Raw genomic sequence first — 22,615 nt, 5'->3', positions numbered from 1 at the left:
GCCAATTCCTGTCGGCCCTCGTCGCCGCATGGCGTCGTTTGATGGGTTGACTGGATAGCCGCCGCTTGCCCATGGCTGCGCCTCGTCAGGAGGAGATGAGCTGGTAGTTGTAGAGCTTGAGGCCACCCAGGATAAAGCCGGCCGACAGCAGCTGAAATGCAATCAATAACCCACTGATATTGTCGGCTATTTCTGCAGACACCGCCTGATGGGTGAGCAGGATCACCAGCGCCAGCAAGCCCGTCAGCAGGCCATTGATCAGGGTGGTGGAGAGAAAGGCTATCAGCCAGGCCGCCTGAACGCTCAGCGCCGCCAGCACGGCGCCCATGGCGATGCGCGCGGCGATAAAACAGCCGAAGAAACCGAACCCCAGCAGAAATATCAGCTCATCGTGCCACCAGAAGCAGACCAGCCCCAATAACATCGCCAGAAAATAAGCGGAAACATAAAAGATCCCGAATGAGAGAGTTAATTCATTTTTCATGAAGGACACCTGCCAGCTGAAAAAAGGATGAGGGGATCCGGGCCCTGTGAACAGAGCCTGGATCCACTTTATTTAACGACGATTACCCCTTGGCGGCGCTGCGCAATTTCGCTTTGAGCGCGCTGTATTCAGTCTGGACGTACACTTCCGCCTCGGGCTGATCCTCAATACGCTCAATCTTCACCGCGCAGTACTTGTACTCGGGGGTGTAGGAGACGGGATCAAGGTGCTCTATGGTCAGCTCGTTGCACGCCCCGATCCACCACTGGTAGGTCATGTAGACCACACCGGCGTTGACCCGCTCGTTGTAGTTGGCCCGGGTGATCACCTTGCCGCGTCGCGACGAGATCCACACCAGCGCCTGATCCTTCACCCCAAGCTTTTGCGCATCGCTCGGGTGGATCTGCACATAGCCGGGCTCATCGGCCAGGGTCTGCAGCGCCGAGCAGTTGCCTGTCATGGAGCGGCAGGAGTAGTGCCCTACCTCCCGCACTGTGGAGAGCACCAGCGGATACTCAGCACAAGGCTGCTCCAGCGGCGCACGCCACTCGGAGGCTATCAGCTGACCCTTGCCGCTCGGGGTGGTGAACACATTCCCCTCGAACAGGGTGCTGGTGCCCGGGTGATCCTCGGTCGGGCAAGGCCACTGCACGCTCTTGAGATCCGCTATCTTGTCGTAGCTGACCCCGGTATAGAGCGGGCAAAGGGCGCGCATCTCGTCCCAGATCTCCTGGGTGTTGTGGTACTCCATGGGATACCCCATGGCGGTGGCCATCAGCGAAAAGATTGCCCAGTCCGGCTTCACGTTCTCGGGTGGCGTCACCGCCTTGTAGAAGCGCTGGAAGCCGCGATCCGCCGAGCTGTAAACCCCCTCGTGCTCGCCCCAACTGGTGGCGGGCAGGATCACATCCGCCATCTCGGCGGTCTGGGTCATGAAGATGTCCTGCACGATCACCAGATCCATGCCGCCCAGGGTGCGCCTGAACTGGGCCAGGTCGGCCTCGGTCTGGGCCGGATCTTCGCCGAAGATGTAGAAGGCCTTGCACTTGCCCTCCTCCACCTTGTGGCCAAGCTCCGTCAGCCGGTAGCCGGGCTTTTGGGAGAGCGCCGGTACGCCCCACGCCTTGGCAAACTTGGCACTGATCTCGGGATCGCTCACCGACTGATAACCCGGGAACTGGTGCGGCAGCATCCCCATGTCACAGGTGCCCTGCACGTTGTTCTGCCCGCGCACCGGACCGCAACCGGTGCCACGGCGACCGAAGTTGCCGGTCAGCAGCGCAATCCCGGCCAGCCCCTTGACCACATCCACTGCCTGACCGTACTGGGTCACCCCCATGCCCCACAGGATCATGGAGGCAGGCGAGGCCGCATAGGTGCGAATGGCGGCGCGGATATCGGCGGCCTTGAGGCCGGTGATCCCCTCCACGTATTCCGGGGTGTACCTGGCTACCAGCGCCTTGTAGGTCTCAAACCCCTCGGTGTAGTTGGCGACGAACGCCTTGTCATAGAGGTTCTCGGCGATCAGCACGTTGCCGAAGGCGTTGACCAGCGCCATGTTGGAACCGTTTTTGAGCGGCAGCCACTGATCGGCGATGCGGGCGGTCTCCACCATGCGGGGATCACACACAATTACCTTGGCCCCGTTTGCCTTCGCCTTGAGGATATGGCGGGCGACTATGGGGTGAGAGTCAGCAGCGTTGTAACCAAACACCAGCAGGCACTTGGTCTCTTGAATTTCGGGAATGGCGTTGCTCATGGCGCCATTGCCTACAGTTGTCTCCAGACCGGAGACTGAGGGTGCGTGTCACACCCTCGCGCAGTGGTCGACGTTGTTCGTCCCCAGCACGGCGCGGGCAAATTTTTGCATCACATAGTTGGCTTCGTTGCCAGGGCCACGGGCCGAGCCTGTGGTCATGATGGCGTCCGGGCCATATTTCGCCTTGATGGCGGACAGACGGCTGCTGGCAAAGTCGATGGCTTCGTCCCAGGAGACGGATTCGAGCTTGCCACCGCGCTCGCGGCGGATCATAGGGCTCTTGAGACGGGGGGTCAGCAGGTTGGTGTCGTTCAAGAAATCCCAACCGTAATAACCCTTGAGGCAGAGCTGCCCCTCGTTGGTCCGGCCGTTGGCGCCCTCGGCACCCACCACCTTGTCGTTTTCAACCAGCAGGTTGATCTTGCAACCGGTGCCGCAATAGGGGCAGACGGTAATGACTTTTTTCATGACTCACACTCTTGTTTGTTAACGGTAAAAGGCTGTTAACGATAAAAGGCCTTCAACGAAAATGGCTTGCCAGGGGTAGAGCGCACAGAGGCGCAAGCGGCGGCCAGCAAGGGCCTGCGCACGCCATCCAATGCATTACCCCTGTGCCAAGACCGGCTGGCGCTGGCAGGCCGCCATCGCCTCGGCACTGGCCAACTGCTTCTGGCGGTTCAGTTCGCCCAGCGACTCCGGGGTCACCAAGCGCAGCGCCTGGGTCGGGCACACCTCGACACAGGCCGGGCCCGCTTCACGGTGACGGCAGAGATCGCACTTCAAGGCTTGCGCCTTGGTCTGCGGGCGCTTGAACAGCGCATCGGCAGCGGGCGCCACCTCTTTCACCACCACCGCCATGGCACCGTAAGGACAGGCCACCACGCAGGATTTGCAGCCGATGCAGCGCGCCTGCAGCACCTTGACGCAACCATCCTCGCTGACAATGGCATTGTTGGGGCAGGCCAGGGCACACGGCTTGTCTTCACACTGGCGGCAGAGCACAGGCGTGGTCACCTTGCTGCCGACGATCACCTTGAGGCGCGGCTGGAAATAGCTGTCCTTGGAGACCAGATGTCCATCCTCGATGGCAAGACGCAGGCCGCCCTCCCGCTCAACGGTACCCGCGCAGGACGTTGACTGGTGTGACACGGCGCAGGCCACCTCACAGGTACGACACCCAATACAAAGACTGGGATCTGCAATCACGAAGCTGTTCATAGAGAGGGATCCTAAATGTTTCGTTACTGCCGTACTGGCATCGTCCGGCGTGCCCAAGTGTCATCGCCTCAGGGGCGCACACTCTCACATCGACGACGCAGCCGGCTCACCCACAAAGCATTTATCAGACCAAAAGCGGGGATGGGCCAAATAAAGTTCGCAACTAGCTGAAAATAAAGGGGTAATAAGAAACATAGACGACGACTTTCAAGCCGATGACGATGACGACAGCTTCGCCGAACTGTGATCGACACGACAAAAGTGACGAGCTCGACACCGGCTGACAGGCCCCTGCCCCAACCGCGTAACAGAGTCATTCAAAGGGGTTTGGAGCACGGATCGGGCACCATAAACCAGACAAGCGGAGGGACAACATCCGGGGAGACAAGCGATGCCAAGGGCTAAAAATGGGATGCGCAGTACGCAAAAGCAGCTTGGAGCTGCGGCAAGTGGCTTGATTTTTCTATCAAGCCAGCAAGCCATCACCAAGTAAAACCGAACAAAAATAGGTCGTTTAATGACTGATTTGTTGAGCCAGAGCAGGTTTTAGGCCCCTACCCCTTCAGTTTTCTATCCCTCCGGTTAATATGTGCCACTTGGCAACGCTTCGTTGAAGTGCGTTACCATGCAGATAGGAAATTAATAGAATTGATTAAAAAAAAGCAAAAGTGGACTCTGACACTTAGGAAATGAGTGAGGATGGAAAAATAAATTCTCTAGCCAGATAAATAATTTTTTAACCTGACAATTACAAATATGGAGGGAGTCAGTGAAACTGTATAAGCAGGACGATGGTTTTCTGGAACACATGGTTAAAATATCAACGATCCTAAGTTTAGGCTTTGGTGTATGGGCATATTTCAGCACTATTCACCCTGTATTTGAGAAAGAAAAAGAGTTACAACAAGCAAAAATTGAAAACCAATCTCTTGTCTCTACAAAAAATGAATTAACCAACCAAATAAAAGGCTTAAACGGTAAAATTATCGAGCATCAAAAATCGATTGCTTCGCTGAACGTTCAAGAATCTAAACTTAGCTTTTTGATAAAAGAAAAAGAGAGTGAGTTAAAAACCGTTAACTCTAAGTTAGGTGAAGCAAAAACAATAGCAGTCATAAACAAACTTAATTACTACATGGATAAAATTATAAACGGCTATCTTTTATCAATAACCACCGGTAAAAGAAACACTTTTGACGCTGTTGAGTACGCAGAGGATTTATTAAAAACTCACAAGCAGGATGATAGTGACCCATATAATGAAGAAGCATATATGTTTCTAAAACGCTATGTCGCTAGCTACAACGGTAAAAAAGTTTTTGGAGATGATTCAATTACCTTTGCCGTCACTTTGCCATTCCTGTATAAAAAAGAGCACAATTTATAAAACCTTTGATAGAAATATATGGAGCCTTGTAGATATTGACTGTAAACAATAGAAGTCATTATTAATTATATAGGGATTATTGATATGAGTGAATACTTATCAATTGGTGCAACCATTATTGCATCTTTGGGTGGTAGTGGGGCAATTATTCTTGGCCTGTCAAATTATTTAGGGAAAATATGGGCCGATCGTCTTATGGCGACAGAAAGTGCCAATCATGAACAAAAATTAGAGCGTCTAAGAATCCAGCTACAAAAAGAAAACCAGCTACATTTGGCAGAATTAAATAATGATTTGGAAATTTATAAACAAACTCACCTCAGAGAACATAGTGATAAATTGGTTATTTATAGGGCCACGATTGATCTCGTAGCAATAATGCTGGCCAAAGTTGAGATGATTGTATTGCAACATAAAAGAGAATTATCTCCTGAAGAAAAAGAAAATTTTGAAACAGAAAGACTGAAAATATATGGTTATCTTGCAATGATCGCACCGCAAGAAGTCATGGATGCTAATGATGCATTTATAGATCACTTGTTGGCTATCGTATTTGATGGAGAAACAACAAATTGGGAGATAATAAGAACGAAGACATTATATTTAACAAATGCCATGAGACGAGATATTGGCATAGATAAATCAGATGTAGCATATAATGGCAATCGATAAAATCGACCAAGCCTGATATGCAAAACGAACTGTAGGATGCTCCCCCATTGAGAACTGTTATTAGTGTCGTAGGGTACGGTAAGCGCAGCACATTGCACTTCTTTCATCTTTTAATTAGTGATGCAATTCACTTTGTCCATTGCCCCCTACCTTTTCCCACCTGACAAAAAAGACTCCATTGCCACCCAACTCTGTCCTCTTTACCCACCTCTGCATCAATTTATTGGTCAGCATTTTATCGTTTATTTTTCAACCAACCTGATTGAAAACTCTGACCAACATGGATACTCAGAGAAAACAAACGCTTGTACGCATCCCGACGGGTTATTTCAATCAATGGATAATTAATAATTTCGTTCAAAAGCCCCTTTTGATTATTTATACCAGAGCATGATCCCACAGAGTGTGTGTCATCATACGCTTAACGGCAGATGAACAGACTGTGTCCCATAATGAGCCCCTTTATATCCAGTTAACTCCCTTTCCCATCGCAATTTCTTAATGCTATCCCGATTGAATACCAGGGTTTTCCTGAGCGTTCGGGCCCTTGTGCTTTGGCAAACGTGTAACAAGATAACCTCATGAGCTGTGATAACAAACAAGCCCTGTCCGGCGTCACGCTGGCGGCGATTGGCGTGGTCTATGGTGATATCGGCACCAGCCCCCTCTATACCCTGCGTGAGTGCCTGTCGGGTCAATTCGGGATCGGTGCCGAACCCGCCGCCATCCTGGGATTTCTCTCCCTCATCTTCTGGCTGCTGATCCTGGTGGTCTCGGTCAAGTACCTCTCCTTCGTGATGCGGGCCGACAACGCCGGTGAAGGGGGCATTCTCACCCTGATGTCGCTGGCCACCCGCAACGCCTCTCCCCGCTGGACGCCTGTGCTGATCATCCTGGGGCTGATTGGCGGCAGCTTCTTCTATGGCGAGGTGGTGATCACCCCGGCCATGTCGGTGATGTCGGCCATCGAGGGCTTGAGCCTGATGGCCCCCTCCCTCGACCCCTATATAGTGCCGCTCTCCGTGCTGGTGCTGACCCTGCTGTTTGCCATTCAAAAACATGGCACCGCCATGGTGGGCAAGCTGTTTGCCCCCATCATGCTCACCTGGTTTCTGACTCTGGCCGTGCTGGGACTGCGCAGCATCATCCAGAATCCCGAGGTGCTGGGGGCGCTGAACCCCATCTGGGCGCTGCGCTTCTTCGCCGAGTACCAGACCACGTCCTTCTTTGCCCTCGGCGCCGTGGTGCTGGCCATCACAGGGGTGGAGGCGCTCTACGCCGACATGGGCCACTTTGGCAAGAACCCGATCCGGCTCGCCTGGTTTGTGGTGGTGCTGCCGTCGCTTGTGCTCAACTACTTCGGCCAGGGGGCCCTGCTGCTGGGCAACCCGGCGGCCATCGCCAACCCCTTCTTCCTGCTCGCCCCAAAATGGGCGCTGCTGCCGCTGCTGGTGCTGGCGACCATGGCGACCGTCATCGCCTCCCAGGCGGTGATCTCCGGGGTCTTCTCCCTCACCCGGCAGGCGGTGCGGCTCGGTTATCTCTCACCCATCCGCATCGTCCACACCTCCGAGCAGGAGTCTGGCCAGATCTATATTCCCGTCATCAACTGGATGCTCTATATCTCAGTGGTGATCGTCATCATGAGCTTCGAGCACTCCAGCAATCTGGCAGCGGCCTACGGCATCGCCGTCACCGGCACCATGGTGCTCACCTCCATCCTTTTCTGCTCCGTGGCCAAGAACAGCTGGCGCTGGCCCACCTATCTGGTGGCTGCCCTGTTCGCCCTGCTGCTGGCCATCGACGTGCCGCTGTTTGCCGCCAACCTGGGCAAGATCTTCTCCGGTGGCTGGCTGCCGCTCACCCTGGGCGCGGTGATGTTCACTCTGATGACCAGCTGGAAGAGCGAGCGTTTTCAGCTCATTCGCCGCCTGAACGAGCACGGCAATTCGCTCGAGCCCATGATCGCCTCGCTGGAAAAATCCCCGCCGACCCGGGTAGCGGGCACAGCCGTCTATATGTCGCGGGTGGTCAATGTGATCCCCCATGCGCTGCTCCACAACCTCAAGCACAACAAGGTGCTGCACGAGCGGATCATCCTGCTCACCCTGCGGGTGGAGGATGTGCCCTACGTCCACAACGTGCGCCGGGTCTACATCGAGCAGCTCTCCCCCACCTTCTGGCGGGTGGTGGCCAGCTACGGCTGGCGCGAGACCCCCAACATGGAGGAGATCTTCCACCGCTGCAACGCGGAGGGGCTGAGCTGCCGCATGATGGAAACCTCGTTCTTCATGGCCCACGAGTCATTGATCATGAAGGAGCGCCCCTGGTACCTCTATCTGCGCGGCAAGCTGTTTATGCTGCTGCAGCGCAACGCCCTGCGCGCACCGGATCAGTTCGAGATCCCGCCCAACCGGGTGATAGAGCTGGGCTCACAGGTGGATATCTGATGGCGTTCTGAGGGCATAAAGAACGCCAGCAAGAGAGAGGGAGGCTTTGGCCTCCCTCTCTCTTTGCCGTTAACCCCAATTACCGGCCCCCTCATCCCCAGCCCTTCTCCCGCGAGGGGAGAAGGGTGCAAAGCACGGCGACCATATGGCTAAACGGTGCAATTCACTTCGTTCTTTGCACCCTACACCTAATCGAACCTGCTCACTTACGGCTATACCGCCCCCTCTCACAACAGCCGTAGGGTGCAACAAGCACAGTGCACCGCGCACCATATGCTTACTTTCCCCCTCATCCCCAACCCTTCTCCCGCGAGGGGAGAAGGGAGCACGCCACGACGACCATATGGCTGCAAACGGTGCAATTCATTTCGTTTTTTGTACCCCATTCCCTATCGCAAACGAATAACCCTTCCGCCCTTCATTACGACTCCGCATTGCTCCCTGTCGGCACTGTTTTTCCGAGGTGACGAAGCCTCTCCCGCCCTTCGTCACAAGTGACGAACGTCACACTTAGACACTGTGCCGCGTCCTCGCCATGGCTCGACATTAAAATTAAAACCATTTAAAAACAGTATCTTAAACTCATTTTTGGCATCACCTCAGATTTGGCCCGCATTTTGCCATCCTGCCCCTATTCTCTCCGTTCGCGACACGACAAGGTAGGCTATGAACCGCTTCGTTATCGCTGACCCCAAGCTGTGTATCGGCTGTGGCACCTGTATGGCGGCCTGCAGCACGGTTCACAAGGCGCAAGGTTTGCAGCAAGCCCCCCGATTAACCGTTATGCGACACGAGCAGGCGACCATGCCGGTTCAGTGCCGTCACTGTGACGATGCCCCCTGCATCAAGGTGTGCCCGGTCGAAGCAATTCGCCAGACCGGCGATTACGTGCAGCTCAACGAGTCGCTCTGCATCGGCTGCAACCTGTGCGCCGTGGCCTGCCCGTTCGGTGCAATCCAGAGCGGTGGCAGCCGTCCGGTGGCCATGGCCAACAGCTACGACACCTATATCCCCTGCTCCATCCGATCCAGCAATCCCTCCACCTCCGCCAGTCTGCGCTGCTTTGGCGAGGATCTGCTGAGCTGGGAGCCGGGCGTGCGCAGCATTGCGGTCAAATGTGACCTTTGCGAGTTTCGCGCCGAAGGCCCCGCCTGTATCGAGGCCTGCCCCTCCCAGTCACTGAGCATGGTCAACGACACTGCCTGCGCCAACGCCGCCCGCGACCGTCGTCTGCAAGCGGCCAATGCTCACCCACAAGGTGCCCCCGCATTCTCGGCCTCTGCTTGCGCAACCGCGTCTTGCTCGACCGCCACGGCTGCGCCTGTTTCACCCGACGCTTCAATCACTGAGGGATCCTGCTGATGTTGTCCCCCCTTGTTATGGCCACGCTCCTGCTCTTTTTGCTGGGCGCAGCCGCCGGTCTGCTGCTGCAAAAGCAGCCCTGGCTTGCCAACCGCCTCAATAGCGGCTTTGCCCTGCTGGGCTCGCTCGCGGGTCTGGTCGCCGCCATCCAGATCTTTGCCCAAGGTGCCCCCATCGACGGCCAGCTCTGGCTGCTGGGCTCGGTCCATCTGGATATGCTGTCAGTCCTGATGCTGCTGGTGATCACGCTTGTGGGCTTGGCTGTCTCCCTCTACTCCTTTGCCTATATTCGCGAATATCAGGGCAAGGGCGATGTGGCCATCGGCGCGCTGATGAACCTCTTCCTGTTCGCCATGGTGGGCATGGTACTGGCCGACAACGCGCTCGGTTTCTTGCTCTGCTACGAGCTGGTGACCCTCACCACCTACTGGCTGGTCAAGACCAACCCGGACGCGGCCAAACAGAGCCGCCTCTATCTGGTGATGAACCATATCGGCATGGCGCTGGTGCTGATCGCCTTCTGGCTGCTCTGCCGCGACAGCGGTTCGCTGGAGTTCGCCGCGCTGCGCGAGCACCATCTAGCGGGCGGCTTGGCCTCTCTGGTGTTCCTGCTCAGCTTCTGCGGCTTTGGCCTGCGCGCCGGTTTCGTGCCCCTGCACGGCTGGTTGCCGGTGGCCGAGCCCGTCGCCCCCTCCCATATCTCGGCGCTGATGTCCGGCGTCATGGTGAAGCTGGGTCTGTTCGGCATTTTGCGGGTCAGCATCGACTTTCTCGGCGCCAGCCAGCTCTGGTGGGGCTACATGGTGCTGATCTTCGGTGCCTGCTCGGCAGTGCTCGGGGTGCTGTTTGCGCTGGCCGAGCACGATCTCAAGCGGCTGCTCGCCTACCACACGGTGGAGAACATCGGCATCATCCTGATGGGGATGGGGATCGGCATGATAGGCATCGCCAACCAGCAACCGGCGCTGGTGGTGCTGGGGTTGCTCGGCGCCCTCTATCACCTGCTCAACCACGCCATCTTCAAGAGCCTGCTCTTTATGGGCACAGGATCTGTGATGTTCCGCCTCCACACCCGTGACATGGACAAGATGGGTGGCCTCGCCAAGCTGATGCCCTGGACCGCGCTGGCGTTCCTTATCGGTGCCATGGCCATCTCGGCGCTGCCGCCCCTCAACGGCTTTGTCAGCGAGTGGTTTATCTATCAGGCGCTCCTCTCCATGACCAAACTCGGCACCTCTGTCGTTGCCCCGCTGGCGGTAGTAATGCTGGCAGTGACCGGCGCCATGGCGGTGATGTGTTTCGTCAAGGTGTATGGCATCTGCTTCTGCGGCGCCCCGCGCAGCGAAAAAGCGAGTCAGGCCCGCGAAGTACCCAATGCCATGGTGGCAGGCACCCTGCTGCTGGCAGCGGTCTGTCTGGTGCTGGGTCTGGGCGCCCCCTGGATTGCCCCCTTTGTCAGCGGCTACGGTCAAGCGCTCGTCTCTTCTCACCTCATGGGCCAGATGAGCGTGGCCACTGGTGCGACCCTGCTGGCGCAGGGCAGCTCACAGGCGATCCTCTCCCCGCCTGTGATTGCCATCACCCTGCTGGGGCTGTTCCTCATCCCGCTGCTGGTCGTGGCCATTTTCAAGGGGCCCAAGCTGGGTCGTCGTCACGCCGGTACCCCCTGGGCTTGCGGTTACGCCTACGAGGAGCGCATGAGCCTCACCTCCGGTGGTGTCACCCATACCCTGCGCCAACTCTGTGCCCCGCTCTATCGCAAACAGCCACAGCTTGATCTGGCCACCGCCCTGCACGGGGTGAGCGCGTCTCCCTCTGCCGCTGGCTGGCTGTTGCACGGCCTGGTGCTGGCGCTCTTTATCCTGATGGCTGTAGGAGTCTGATATGCCTGTTCTTGAAATGCCGAGCTGGGGCATGGTTGCCCTCGCCCTGACCCAGGCCATCGCCATGCTGGCGCTGGCGCCGCTGGCCACAGGTTTCAACCGGGTGCTGCGGGCCAAAATGCACTCCCGTCAGGGGCCGGGCCTGCTGCAGGATTACCGGGATATCGGGAAGCTCCTGCGCCGTCAGGAGGTGACCCCGGAGCCTGCCGGCATCATCTTCAACCTGATGCCGGCGCTGCTGATCGCCGCCCTCTTGCTGGTGGCGATGGCGCTGCCGCCCCTGACCCACGAGTCCCCCTTTCCCATCGCCGGGGATCTCATCACCGACATCTACCTGTTCGCCATCTTCCGCTTCTTCTTCTCCCTGGCGGGGCTGGACAGCGGCAGCATGTTTGCCGGGATCGGTGCCCGCCGCGAGCTGACCTTAGGGATTTTGGTGGAGCCCATTCTGGTGCTCGCCTGCTTCATCATGGCGATGATGGTGGGCAGTTCGGATCTGGGCAACATCAGCAGCTACGTCGCCACCCAGCCGCTGGCCGCGCCCATCGCTACTCTGCTGGCGGGGGCCGCCTGCGCCTTCGCGGTGTTTGTGGAGATGGGCAAGCTGCCCTTTGACTGCGCCGAAGCCGAGCAGGAGTTGCAGGAGGGGCCGCTCACCGAGTACTCGGGCGCCGGTTTGGCCCTGCTCAAGCTCAGCATGGGCCTCAAGCAGCTAGTGGTGGTGCAGCTCTTTTTGGTGATCTTCCTGCCTTTCGGCAAGGCGGCGAACTGGAGCCTGCCCGCGCTGGCGGTGGCCGCCCTGATCCTGCTCTGCAAGCTGCTGGTGGCCTTTTCACTCGCGGGCATCATCGAGAATTCCATGGCCCGCACCCAGTTCGTGCGCACCCACAAGCTCACCCGCTATGGCTTGGGGCTGGCCCTGCTGGCGCTGCTCGCCTATCTGGTCGGGGTATAACTCATGCCCGCCATCACAGCTGCTTTTTTCGATTTCATCATTTGCGAATTTAAAGTGAGAACTGCATGACCATCGCCATTTCGGATCGCATCGGTTGCGACTATATCCAGCAACTGCGACAGCAACTGCCCCACGCCATTATCGACGAGCAGTGGCAGACCGCTGATCAGGCCACCCTGACCGTCAAGCCCACCAGCCTGGTGGCCCTCACCAGCCTGATCTTCCACAAGCAGGGCGGCTGGCTCTCGGTTTCGTTTGCCAATGACGAGCGCAGCCTCAACGGCCACTTCGCCGTCTACCACGTCTTCTCCATGGAGGGCGACACCAAGAGCTGGATCACCGTCAAGGTGCTGGTCGAAGCCACCTCGCAGGAGTACCCCTCCATCACCCCGACCATTCCGGCGGCGGTGTGGGGCGAGCGGGAGATCCGCGACATGTACGGCCTGCGCGCCGTCGGCCTGCCGGACGAACGGCGGCTGGTGCTGCCGGATGACTGGCCGGAGGATATCCACCCCCTGCGCAAAGATGCCATGGATTACCGCCAGCGCCCCATGCCCACCACCGACACAGAGACCTACCCCTTCGTCAATGAGCTGGGCAATGAGGCCAACCGCATCGTGCCGGTGGGCCCGCTGCACATCACCTCGGACGAGCCGGGGCACTTTCGCCTGTTCGTCGATGGGGAAGACATCATAGATGCCGACTACCGCCTCTTCTATGTCCATCGCGGCATGGAGAAGCTGGCGGAAACCCGCATGGGCTACAACGAAGTGGCCTTCCTGACCGACCGGGTCTGCGGCATCTGCGGCTTTACCCACAGCGTGGCCTACACCACCTCGGTGGAGAACGCCATGGGCATTAAGGTGCCCGAGCGGGCCAAGATGATCCGCGCCGTACTGCTGGAAGTAGAGCGCCTGCACAGCCACATCCTCAACATCGGCCTGTCGAGCCACTTCACCGGTTTCGACACCGGCTTCATGCAGTTCTTCCGGGTGCGGGAAAAGTCCATGACCCTGGCCGAGCTGCTGACCGGCGCCCGCAAGACCTACGGCCTCAACCTGATTGGCGGGGTGCGCCGCGATATCTTCAAGGAAGATCGCATCAAGGGCGCCCAGCTGGTACGGGAGCTGCGTGATGAGTTGAAACCGCTGGTGGCCATGCTGCTGGATACCGCCAATATCACTTCCCGTCTGGTGGGGATAGGCCGCCTCGATCCGCAAATCGCCCGCGATTTCAGCTGCGTCGGCCCCATGGTGCGGGCCAGCGGCTTCAAGCGCGACGTGCGTCGGGTGCACGACTTTGCCGCCTATCGCGAACTGCCGATGGAGATCCAGACCCTGGCCGGTTGCGACGTGCAATCCCGGGTGCTGGTGCGCATCCACGAGCTCTACGACTCCCTCGACATGATCGAGTTTGGTCTTGAGCACCTGCCGGAGGGGCCACTGCTCACCGAAGGGTTCACCTATCAGCCGGGCAAGTTTGCGCTGGGCTTTACCGAAGCGCCCCGCGGCGAGAACGTCCACTGGAGCATGACCGGGGATAACCAGAAGCTGTTCCGCTGGCGCTGCCGCGCCGCCACCTACGCCAACTGGCCTGCGCTGCGCTACATGCTGCGTGGCAATACCGTCGCCGATGCGCCGCTCATTATCGGCAGTCTGGATCCCTGCTACTCCTGTACCGATCGGGTCACCCTGGTCGATCCCAAGAAGGGCAAGTCCACCGTGGTCTCCTACAAGGAGATCGAGCGCTACGGTATCGACCGCAAAAACTCTCCGCTCAAGTAAGGGGTCATCATGATCAAGCTGTTCAAGACCATACTCCAGGCTGGCACACCGACCGCCAAGTACCCCTTCGCCCCCTACGAGGTGAACCGGGATTTTCGCGGCAAACCCAAATATCAGGCGGATCAGTGCATCGCCTGCGCCGCCTGCACCAAGGCCTGCCCGGCCAACGCGCTGGTGATGGACGTCGATATGGAAACCGGCGAGCGGCGCTGGGAGATCTCCATGGCGCGCTGCATCTTCTGTGGCCGCTGCGAAGAGGTCTGCCCGACCCGCGCCATCGCCCTCTCTCCCGAGTTCGAACTGGCGGTGACCAACAAGGCCGACCTGTATGAGGAGGCCCGCTTCGCGCTGGCCCCCTGCACCCTGTGCGGCACCTACTTTGCCCCGAGCAAGCTGGTGGCACTGGTGGAGGACACCCTCAAGCAGGCGGGCACGCCGCTGGCGACCCCGGAGCGGCTTCACCACTGCCCCGACTGCAAACGAAAACAGAGCATGCTGAGCCAGCCTGACTCGGCCCTGACCACACCAATTGCCACACCGATTACCACACAACAGGAGTGGATGTGATGAGCAAGATCAAAGGCATAGAACCGGTTGTCGGCCATGCCCATACCCGCGCCGTGCCGCTGGCACAGGACCCCGAGATCACCAAACTCAAGAAGACCCTGCTCAAAGACATTCACCGCTCGGCCTATGTCTATCGGGTCGATTGCGGTGGCTGCAACGCCTGCGAAATAGAGATCTTCGCCACCATCACACCGCTGTTCGATGCCGAGCGCTTCGGCATCAAAGTGGTCGCCTCCCCCCGCCACGCCGACATCCTGCTCTTTACCGGCGCGGTAACCCGGGCGATGCGAGTACCGGCCCTGCGCGCCTATGAGGCGGCCCCCGATCCCAAGATCTGCATCGCCTACGGTGCCTGCGGCTGTGACGGCGGCATCTTCCACGATCTCTACTGCGTCTGGGGTGGCACCGACAAGATAGTGCCGGTGGATGTCTATATCCCAGGCTGCCCTCCCACTCCCGCGGCTACCATTTATGGCTTTGCGGTGGCGCTGGGTCTGCTTGAGCAGAAACTGACCGCCACCAGCCACGAGGTGCAACCGGGTGAGCGGGTCGAGCTGCGCCACACTGGCATCCCCAATGAAATTCGGGTGATGATCGAGCGCGAAGCGCGCCGCATGGCCGGATACCGTCAGGGACAGACCATAGCCGACGAGTTTATGGCCCTGCTCGAAGGGGCGACCCAGCAGGATGTGGATCTGCGCATCCAGAGCTATCTCGATCAGCACGACGACCCGCGCCTGTCGGAGATCGTCAACAACCTGGCCAACGCCTGCCTCAACCGGGCGGCCGGCAAGGGAGAGGCGGTGCATGGCTGACAAGGTTTTCTTCTACCGCCTCTCGCGCAAGTTTGTGGATGAGCAGTTCGACGTGCCGGAAGAGGCCAAAGAGGTGATGTACTACAGCCTCGCCATTGGCCATCACCTCGGCATTGTCGACTGCCTCAGTGCCGATCTGGTCTGCCCGCTGACGGGTTATCGCGACTGGGTGGCCAAGCTGCCAACCGGCAGCGAGGCGCGCCGCAAGATGGAGGGGTTTCTCACCTTTGGCGAGATCACCATCTATCGCGAGCACTGCCATATGCTGGCCTGCGCCTTCGACCGACTGCGCAAAGCCGACAATGTGCTCGATGAGCAGCAGCTGGGCTGGACCAACACCTTTATGGATCAGCTCACCGCCCTCTATAACGATCCCCATATGTACCTGATGGTAAGGAGCCGCTGATGGGCTGCAATCTCGTGTTGACCGTGGGCAATGCCATGATGGGGGACGACGGTGCCGGCCCTTATCTGGCGGACAAGCTGCAAGCCGTCCCCCTGCCCGGCTGGATCCATATCGACGGCGGCATAGCGCCGGAAAATGTGGTGCACAAGGTGCGGGAGCTGCAACCGGCGCGGGTGGTGCTGGTGGATGCCGCCGAGATCGGCGAGAAGGCGGGTACCCTGCAGGTGATCCCCCCCGAAACCATAGCCGAGATGTTTATCTTCTCGACCCACAACATGCCGCTCAATTTTTTGATCGACGAGCTCAAGACCTTTGTCCCCGAGGTGATCTTTGTCGGGGTGCAACCGGCCATAGTCGCTTTCTCCTTCCCGATGACAGAGATGGCGAGCGAGGCGATGGATTATCTTTATCAGCATCTTGATGCCGCCAAGGATACCAGCTTGTTAATAGAACGACTGGACCAGTGGAATATTTCCAACGCCGAGCGATAACTATTTACCGAGTTGTTAACGACCGTTATTGACTGACGGTTATGGCAATGTGATCGAGGCCCGATGTTAAATTAAAAATATCGGGCTAATCGTGCTGAATTTGATATAAAACAAGGTTCTTTTGATTTTTCAAAAAACCGCTAACCCTCGCTTTTTCATGATAAAAAAAGCGTTGCCAGTCACAGAAATTTGCCACAAAATGGCGGCCATTATGGAAGTTGATGGGGTCTGGTGGCCTCCTCGGTCTTCAAAACCGATGTGAGCCGAGAAGGCTTTGGCAGGTTCGATTCCTGCCTCTTCCGCCAATTACATATATTGGAAAAATTGAATCAACCACATTTCAAAGCCGGTTGATGCTTGTTTAAAAACGGTGCTTGCCGCTTGCCAATATAATCCGATCGCAGGTTGTCGTTCTGGCCAACAATTAATTTATCAGCATCAATTCATCATTAATTCATGCGCGATATTTGCAAGAATCAGTAACCAGCCAGCACTGAAATAACCCGTCAACTCGGCCTCTCTATCGGCAAAGCTGTGTGCATGTCAAACCCACGCACTGCCCTGGTAATCCCATGCCGAACCCGTCTCACGCGCCAGCCATAGCCCACTCCCACAGCCAGCCCGAGCCAGGGTCGACTGCCAACGATTCACTGCCAGATTCACGGTCACAGTCCAGCCAGCAACAAGCGCGCCGTTTGCCACAAGTGGAACAGCTGCTGCAGCAACCTTTTCTCGCTGGGTTTATCGATGCGCTGAGCCGCCCGCTGGTGACTCAGGCGGTGCGCGAGACCCTTAGTGAACTGCGCCAGAGCGAAGATTTTCGCCAGCATGGGGTCACCCCCGAGCAGATCGAGACGCTGATTGCCAGGCGTTGCCAACAGCAGCTACGCCAACGTCAGACCCGGGTGATCAACGCTACCGGCACCCTGGTGCACACCAATCTGGGGCGCTCGCCGTTAAGTGCCGATCTGTGGGACGAGGTGCGCGATCTCAACACCGGGTACAACAATCTGGAGCTGGATCTCGCCACCGGCAAACGCGGCGGGCGCAAGGGGCTGATCGCCCCCCTGCTTGGCTGCCTTACCCAGGCCGAAGATTCGCTGGTGGTCAACAACAACGCCGCCTCGCTCTTTTTGCTGCTGCAGGAAGTGGCCAAGGGGCGCGAGGTGATCGTCTCGCGCGGCGAGCAGATCCAGATTGGCGGCGGTTTTCGCATTCCCGATATTCTGGCGCTCTCCGGCGCCAAACTGGTGGAAGTGGGCACCACCAATATCACCACAGCCCGAGATTACCTCGATGCCATCACAGATCAGACCGCGCTGGTGCTGATGGTGCACAGGTCGAATTTCGCCATTCGCGGCTTTACCGAATCCCCCGACATCGGCGAGCTGGCCCGAGCCCTGCCGGAGCAGGTGGTGCTGGCGGTGGATCAGGGTTCGGGATTGACCACAGAAGAGTTTGCGCCGGACGAAACCTCGGTGCGCCAGTACATCAAGGCGGGGGCGGATCTGGTCTGCTACTCAGGCGACAAGCTGCTGGGGGGCCCGCAATCGGGCATCATCAGCGGCCGCAGCGATCTCATCAAGCGGCTGGAAAAACACCCCATGATGCGCACCTTCCGCCCGAGCCGCATCGTCTACTCCCTGCTGGAACGCCTGCTCATCCACAAGCTCAACAAGTCCCCCATCGGCGAGGGCATCGCCCAGCGCACTTTGAGCAAGCCCGCCGCCATGCAGGCCAGGGCCGATCAGCTGATGGCCACCCTGCCCGGCTGCTTTGCCGAGGTGCCCGCCCAGCTGGTGGTGGGCGGCGGCACCCTGCCGGACGAATTCTACCCGGCGCTGGCGCTCGAATGCACAGATCCGCGCCCGGCCCAGCAACTGCTCGACGCCCTGCGGGAATTGCCGGTGCCTGTCATCGCCACGGTGCGCCAGCAGAAGGTGTTGCTCAATATGGCCACCCTGCTACCGGCTGAGATGGAGCTGTTGATTGCCCAACTCAAGGAATTGCTGTTGCCCGCCCAGATCAATGCGACCGAGGAGCCCTGATCCCATGACCCCCTATCGCGCCGTTATCGGTCTTGCCGGCCACGTGGATCACGGCAAGACCCTGCTGATCAAGGCCCTCACCGGCATCACCACCTCCCGCGCCCATGAACAGGCCATCGGCATGACCCAGGATCTCGGCTTTGCCCACTTTGACGATGGTCAGGGCAACACCATAGGCGTCATCGATGTGCCCGGCCACGAGCGTTATATCCGCAACATGGTAGCGGGGCTCTGGAGTCTGGATCTGGTGCTGCTGGTCATCGCCGCCGATGAGGGGTGGATGCCGATGACCGGCGATCACCTGCGCCTGCTCAAGGCGATGGGGGTACCGCGCCTGCTGGTCTGCATCAACAAGTGCGACCTGATCAGTGCCGACGAGCTTTTGCTGTTGGAAGAGAGCCTGCTGGAGCGGGTGATGGACGAGAGCGGCATGGTGCCCGATATCGTCAGCGTCAGCGCCAAGACCGGCGAGAATATGGCCGCCCTGCACACCGCCATCGTGCGCCAGTTGGGGGATATGGCCGAGCATCATGCCCCCCGCGAACAGGCCACCCCGCGACTGTATGTAGACAGAATCTTTACCGCCAACGGCACCGGTACCGTGCTCACCGGCACCCTGCAGCAGGGCAGCCTCAAGGTGGGGGACAAGCTGCGCCTCTACCCCGCCGATCGGGAGGTGCAGGTGCGCTCGCTGCAGGCCTATCATCAAAGCCTTGATGAGATTGGCGCCGTCTGCCGGGTAGCAGTGGGCCTTAAAAAAGTGCCCCACAAGGAGGTGGCCCGCGGCCACTGCCTCACCAGCGCCGCCGGCCAGTGCGAGGCGGCGACCCACCTTATCGTGCGACTGAACGAGGTCGGCGGCAGCATCCGGGAACAACGCAACCGCGAGGTGGAAGTGGCCCTCGGCAGCTGGCACGGTCGGGCCCGTTTTGTTCCGATCAAGGACACCCGGCTGGCGCGACTGATCTTTGCCAACCCCATTCCCTGCTTCTTCGGCCAGCCGCTCGCCATTATCCGCCACGGCAGCAGCGAACTGTTGCACGGCGCCCGCATCGTCTGGTGCGGCGATATTCACCCCGCCAGACGCAAGGCGCTGCACGCCCTGCTGGGCGAGATGCCTGAAGAGCTCGAGCACTACAACCCCGCCACCCTGCAGCTGGGCCTCAACGGCTATGTGCTGGCCAGCCGCTTTGGCGAGCTGCCGGGCCAGGTCACCCTCCTCGGTGACTGGCTGCTCGACAACCACTGGCTGGCGCAGAGCCGCGAGCGGCTGCTCGCCACACTGAAATGCGAACCGCTTAGCGCCGCCGAGCTCGCGACCCGATTTGGCATCGCCTTGCCGGTCACGCACGCCCTGCTCCAGCAACTCAAGGGCGAGCAGCTGATCCGCTTGCACCATGACAAGTGGCAGCCGGGCGGCGGCGAGTCGGAAGATGATTTGGGGGAAGAGGCGCTGCTGGTGCTCAAAGTGGTGCGAGATCAAGGCAAGGAGGGTTACGAGCCCGGTAAACTGGGCCCCGGCGGCGTGGAGCTGGATCCCTTTATCACCCGCAAGCTGCCCGCCGCCCTGCAGCAGGGCTTGCAGCGCAATGGTTTACAAAAAAACTGCGCGCTGCAAAAGCAGTTGCGCAACCTGGCGCGACTCAAGTATCTGGTGCAGCTCGATGGCCCCATCTACTACGACGCCGCCCTTTACAACCAGATGGTCGCCGCCGTGCTGGCGGGCCAGCAGGTGGGAGATCTGATCGACATGGCATCCTTCAAGGAGATCACCGGTTTGTCGCGTAAATACGCCATTCCGTTTTGCCTGCGCATGGAGATGGATGGCTGGGTGCGGCGCGAGGAGAACGAGCGTCGGGTGTTGCGCCTGCCACAGACTCAAGACGCCATGCAGCAGGAGCCGGCATGACGGCCACGCTAGCAGCCCATTCTGCAGCAACCCGGCTGCGCCGCGAATTTCATATCGACGGCATAGTGCAGGGGGTCGGCTTTCGCCCCTTCGTCTATGGGCTGGCGCTGCGCCACGGCCTTGCCGGCTATGTCTTGAACGACGCCAATGGCGTCACCATAGGTGCCGAAGGCCTGCCCGAGCGGCTGGCCGCCTTTGCCCGCGAACTGCGGGAGCTGGCGCCGCCGCTTAGCCGAATCGATCATTTCAGCGAGCGGGAGCTTCCCCGAGATGCTGACCCCGACTACGACGACCAGTTCCATGGCCAATTTCGAATTAAAGCGAGCCAGCAGCAGAGCGCCGCCACGGTCGCCATCTCGCCGGATCAGGGGATGTGCGAGGCGTGCGCCACGGATGTGGCCAACCCAAGCGATCGCCACCATCACTACCCCTTTACCAACTGCACCCACTGCGGCCCGCGCTACAGCATCATCCGCCGCCTCCCCTACGACAGACCCCACACCGCCATGGCGGGTTTTGCCATGTGCCCGCGCTGCGCTGCGGCGTATGAAGATCCGCTGGACAGACGCTACCACGCTCAGCCGGTGAGCTGCCCCGAGTGCGGGCCCCATCTCAGCTGGCGCAGCGGCCGCGGCGATACCCTGGCCGAGCTCGAGGATGCCCTGCAAATGGCTGCCCGCGCCCTGCAAGCGGGGGCACTGATCGCGGTCAAGGGGATGGGGGGTTATCACCTGATATGTGATGCCCGCAATGAACAGAGTGTCGCCAGATTGCGAGCGCTCAAGCGGCGCGCGCGCAAGCCGCTGGCGGTGATGATGGGCTCCCTTGCCGAGGCCAAATTGCATGTCACCGGCAGCGAAGACGAGTGGAAGCTGCTCGCCTCTCAGGCCAGACCCATCACCCTGCTGCGCAAGCGCACCAAGGATGAACGGCCGTCAGAATTCCAACACACCGCGGCCCCGCTGGCCGAGGGGATAGCCCCCGGCATCCCCTACCTTGGGGTCATGCTCCCCTATACCCCGCTCCATCAACTGCTGCTGGACGCCTGTGCCCTACCGCTGGTGGCCACCAGCGCCAATGGTCGCGGCAGCCCGATCCTCATCGAGTACGATGCTGTGGTCAGGGAACTCGGGGGTGAAATCGACGGCATCCTGGATCACAACCGCCCCATACTGCACCCCTGCGACGACAGTCTGGTGCAGTGGGCAGGCGGGCGGCGCCAAACTTTGCGCCTCGCCCGGGGCTACGCCCCCTGCACCCCCAGTCTGAAACAGGCTGTCAGGGCGCCGCTCTTGGCAGTCGGGGCGCAGCAGAAGAACCAGCTGGCGCTGGCCTTTGGCCGCCAGCGCATCTACAGCCCCTATATCGGCGATCTGCACAGCCTGCCGATGCAGGGCCACTTCGAGCAGACCCTCGCCACCTTTCGCGAACTCTACGATCTCAAGCCCGAGTTGCTGGTGTCGGACTGCCACCGGGGCTACCTCAGCCACCAGTGGGCCAAGGGCTATTGCGCGGCAGAGGGTGCGACCCATCTCGAGGTGCAGCACCATCACGCCCACCTGCTGGCTGTGATGGCCGAGCACGACATCAGGGGCCCAGTTCTGGGGGTTGCCTTCGATGGCACCGGCCTTGGGGATGACGGCACCCTCTGGGGTGGCGAGCTGCTGCTGGCCGATGTGAAGGGCTTTACACGGGTTGCGCACCTCAAACCCTTCAAGCTGATCGGCGGCGAGGCGGCCATCCGCGAGCCGGTGCGCCAGCTGCTGGGGCTGCTGTTCGAGTCGTATGGCGTGGAGGAGATCTGCGCCCTCGATATTCCGGCGATCAAGCAACTGCCAGCTGAGCGGATCAGCAACCTGCACCAGCTCTGGCGCCTGGGTCGCAACGCCCCCCATACCAGCTCCATCGGCCGCCTGTTCGACGCCGTCGCGGCGCTGCTGGGGGTGATCGATACCCCGGATTACGAGGGCGAAGCCGGGCTCCTTCTGGAGGCAGCTGCCTTGCAGCTGACACCGGATGAACTGCCCTTCCCCCTCGCCTTTGGCCTGAACCAGAGCGCAGAGGGGCCACTGCTTATTGAGTGGGCAGAGCTGCTCAATACCCTTGTCGGCGAGCGGAGCAAAGGCACCTCAACCGCCAGCCTGGCCGCCGGTTTTATCCGCGCTGTCAGCAATCTGGTCATCGCCCTGGCCGGGCGTTTCCCTGGCTATCCGGTGGCACTCGGGGGCGGCGTCTTCCAAAACCGGGTGCTGATGGATCAGCTTGTGCCCGGCCTCGAAGCCGCCGGTCGCCAGGTATTGACCAGCGAAACCCTGCCGCTCAATGACGGTGGCATAGCCGCCGGTCAGCTCTGGTTTGCCATCCACCATATTGCCACGCACCAGCCTGCCACAACCGGTTGTGCCACCTTGTCGGAGTCCTGAAA

Annotated in this window: 17 protein-coding genes and 1 tRNA gene; 15 read left to right on the top strand and 3 right to left on the bottom strand. The window is 59.4% G+C overall.

Features of this window, described 5'->3' with window-relative positions:
* Positions 1-85 precede the first annotated feature (85 nt).
* The 3 genes from BN1118_RS08035 to BN1118_RS08020 all read right to left on the bottom strand — a co-directional run bounded on the left by BN1118_RS08035 (position 86) and on the right by BN1118_RS08020 (position 3,461).
* The gene (locus BN1118_RS08035) at positions 86-484 is read right to left on the bottom strand and encodes a hypothetical protein (protein WP_043555424.1); all 399 of its coding nucleotides are present in this window, start codon (positions 482-484) and stop codon (positions 86-88) included.
* Positions 485-566: 82 nt separating this feature from the next.
* Complete coding sequence (gene fdhF / locus BN1118_RS08030; RefSeq protein ID WP_084214041.1) at positions 567-2,711, bottom strand: formate dehydrogenase subunit alpha; 2,145 nt, start codon at positions 2,709-2,711, stop codon at positions 567-569.
* A 135-nt stretch (positions 2,712-2,846) separates the two neighbouring features.
* Positions 2,847-3,461 (bottom strand): 4Fe-4S binding protein, encoded by a 615-nt coding sequence (locus BN1118_RS08020; RefSeq protein WP_043555421.1) that lies wholly within the window; start codon positions 3,459-3,461, stop codon positions 2,847-2,849.
* Between the two features lie 769 nt (positions 3,462-4,230).
* Here BN1118_RS08020 and BN1118_RS08015 point away from each other — a divergent pair.
* From BN1118_RS08015 to hypF, 15 genes are all read left to right on the top strand, one after another.
* Positions 4,231-4,848, top strand: a complete 618-nt coding sequence (locus BN1118_RS08015) for a hypothetical protein (protein WP_043138355.1) — start codon at positions 4,231-4,233, stop codon at positions 4,846-4,848.
* Positions 4,849-4,932: 84 nt separating this feature from the next.
* Positions 4,933-5,520 carry a hypothetical protein gene (locus BN1118_RS21630; protein WP_156994852.1) on the top strand — a complete coding sequence of 196 codons (588 nt, stop codon included), beginning with the start codon at positions 4,933-4,935 and terminating at the stop codon, positions 5,518-5,520.
* Positions 5,521-6,101: 581 nt separating this feature from the next.
* Positions 6,102-7,970, top strand: coding sequence for a low affinity potassium transporter Kup (kup, locus tag BN1118_RS08010; RefSeq protein ID WP_043555420.1), 1,869 nt, complete (start codon positions 6,102-6,104; stop codon positions 7,968-7,970).
* Between the two features lie 666 nt (positions 7,971-8,636).
* The gene (locus tag BN1118_RS08005; protein ID WP_043555419.1) at positions 8,637-9,332 is read left to right on the top strand and encodes a 4Fe-4S dicluster domain-containing protein; all 696 of its coding nucleotides are present in this window, start codon (positions 8,637-8,639) and stop codon (positions 9,330-9,332) included.
* Positions 9,332-11,215: a hydrogenase 4 subunit B gene (gene hyfB / locus BN1118_RS08000; protein ID WP_043555418.1), complete on the top strand. Its 1,884-nt coding sequence runs from the start codon at positions 9,332-9,334 to the stop codon at positions 11,213-11,215. The genes BN1118_RS08005 and hyfB overlap by 1 nt, the downstream gene beginning before the upstream one ends.
* Before the next feature lies 1 nt (position 11,216).
* Positions 11,217-12,170, top strand: a complete 954-nt coding sequence (locus BN1118_RS07995; RefSeq protein ID WP_043555417.1) for a respiratory chain complex I subunit 1 family protein — start codon at positions 11,217-11,219, stop codon at positions 12,168-12,170.
* 65 nt (positions 12,171-12,235) lie between these two features.
* Positions 12,236-13,954: a hydrogenase large subunit gene (locus BN1118_RS07990; RefSeq protein ID WP_005315165.1), complete on the top strand. Its 1,719-nt coding sequence runs from the start codon at positions 12,236-12,238 to the stop codon at positions 13,952-13,954.
* A 9-nt stretch (positions 13,955-13,963) separates the two neighbouring features.
* Positions 13,964-14,521 carry a formate hydrogenlyase complex iron-sulfur subunit gene (locus BN1118_RS07985; RefSeq protein ID WP_043555415.1) on the top strand — a complete coding sequence of 186 codons (558 nt, stop codon included), beginning with the start codon at positions 13,964-13,966 and terminating at the stop codon, positions 14,519-14,521.
* A complete protein-coding gene (locus tag BN1118_RS07980) occupies positions 14,521-15,336 on the top strand; it encodes an NADH-quinone oxidoreductase subunit B family protein (RefSeq protein WP_043555414.1) in 816 nt (271 codons plus the stop codon). The genes BN1118_RS07985 and BN1118_RS07980 overlap by 1 nt, the downstream gene beginning before the upstream one ends.
* Positions 15,329-15,742: a formate hydrogenlyase maturation HycH family protein gene (locus BN1118_RS07975; RefSeq protein WP_043555413.1), complete on the top strand. Its 414-nt coding sequence runs from the start codon at positions 15,329-15,331 to the stop codon at positions 15,740-15,742. Before BN1118_RS07980 ends, BN1118_RS07975 begins: the two co-directional genes overlap by 8 nt.
* Complete coding sequence (gene hycI / locus BN1118_RS07970) at positions 15,742-16,233, top strand: hydrogenase maturation peptidase HycI (protein ID WP_043555412.1); 492 nt, start codon at positions 15,742-15,744, stop codon at positions 16,231-16,233. The genes BN1118_RS07975 and hycI overlap by 1 nt, the downstream gene beginning before the upstream one ends.
* 213 nt (positions 16,234-16,446) lie before the next feature.
* Positions 16,447-16,538: transfer RNA gene (locus BN1118_RS21625), tRNA-Sec, on the top strand.
* Positions 16,539-16,805: 267 nt separating this feature from the next.
* Entirely contained in the window at positions 16,806-18,281 is a 1,476-nt protein-coding gene (gene selA, locus BN1118_RS07965) for an L-seryl-tRNA(Sec) selenium transferase (protein WP_043555410.1), read from the top strand.
* A 4-nt stretch (positions 18,282-18,285) separates the two neighbouring features.
* On the top strand, positions 18,286-20,190 hold the full coding sequence (selB, locus tag BN1118_RS07960) for a selenocysteine-specific translation elongation factor (RefSeq protein WP_043555409.1): 1,905 nt from the start codon (positions 18,286-18,288) through the stop codon (positions 20,188-20,190).
* Entirely contained in the window at positions 20,187-22,613 is a 2,427-nt protein-coding gene (gene hypF / locus BN1118_RS07955) for a carbamoyltransferase HypF (RefSeq protein ID WP_043555407.1), read from the top strand. Before selB ends, hypF begins: the two co-directional genes overlap by 4 nt.
* Positions 22,614-22,615 lie beyond the last annotated feature (2 nt).

The organism is Aeromonas bestiarum (assembly GCF_000819745.1).
GTDB lineage: Bacteria > Pseudomonadota > Gammaproteobacteria > Enterobacterales > Aeromonadaceae > Aeromonas > Aeromonas bestiarum.
Note: the sequence above shows the minus strand (reverse complement) of the source record. Positions and strands in the feature narration are given on the sequence as shown.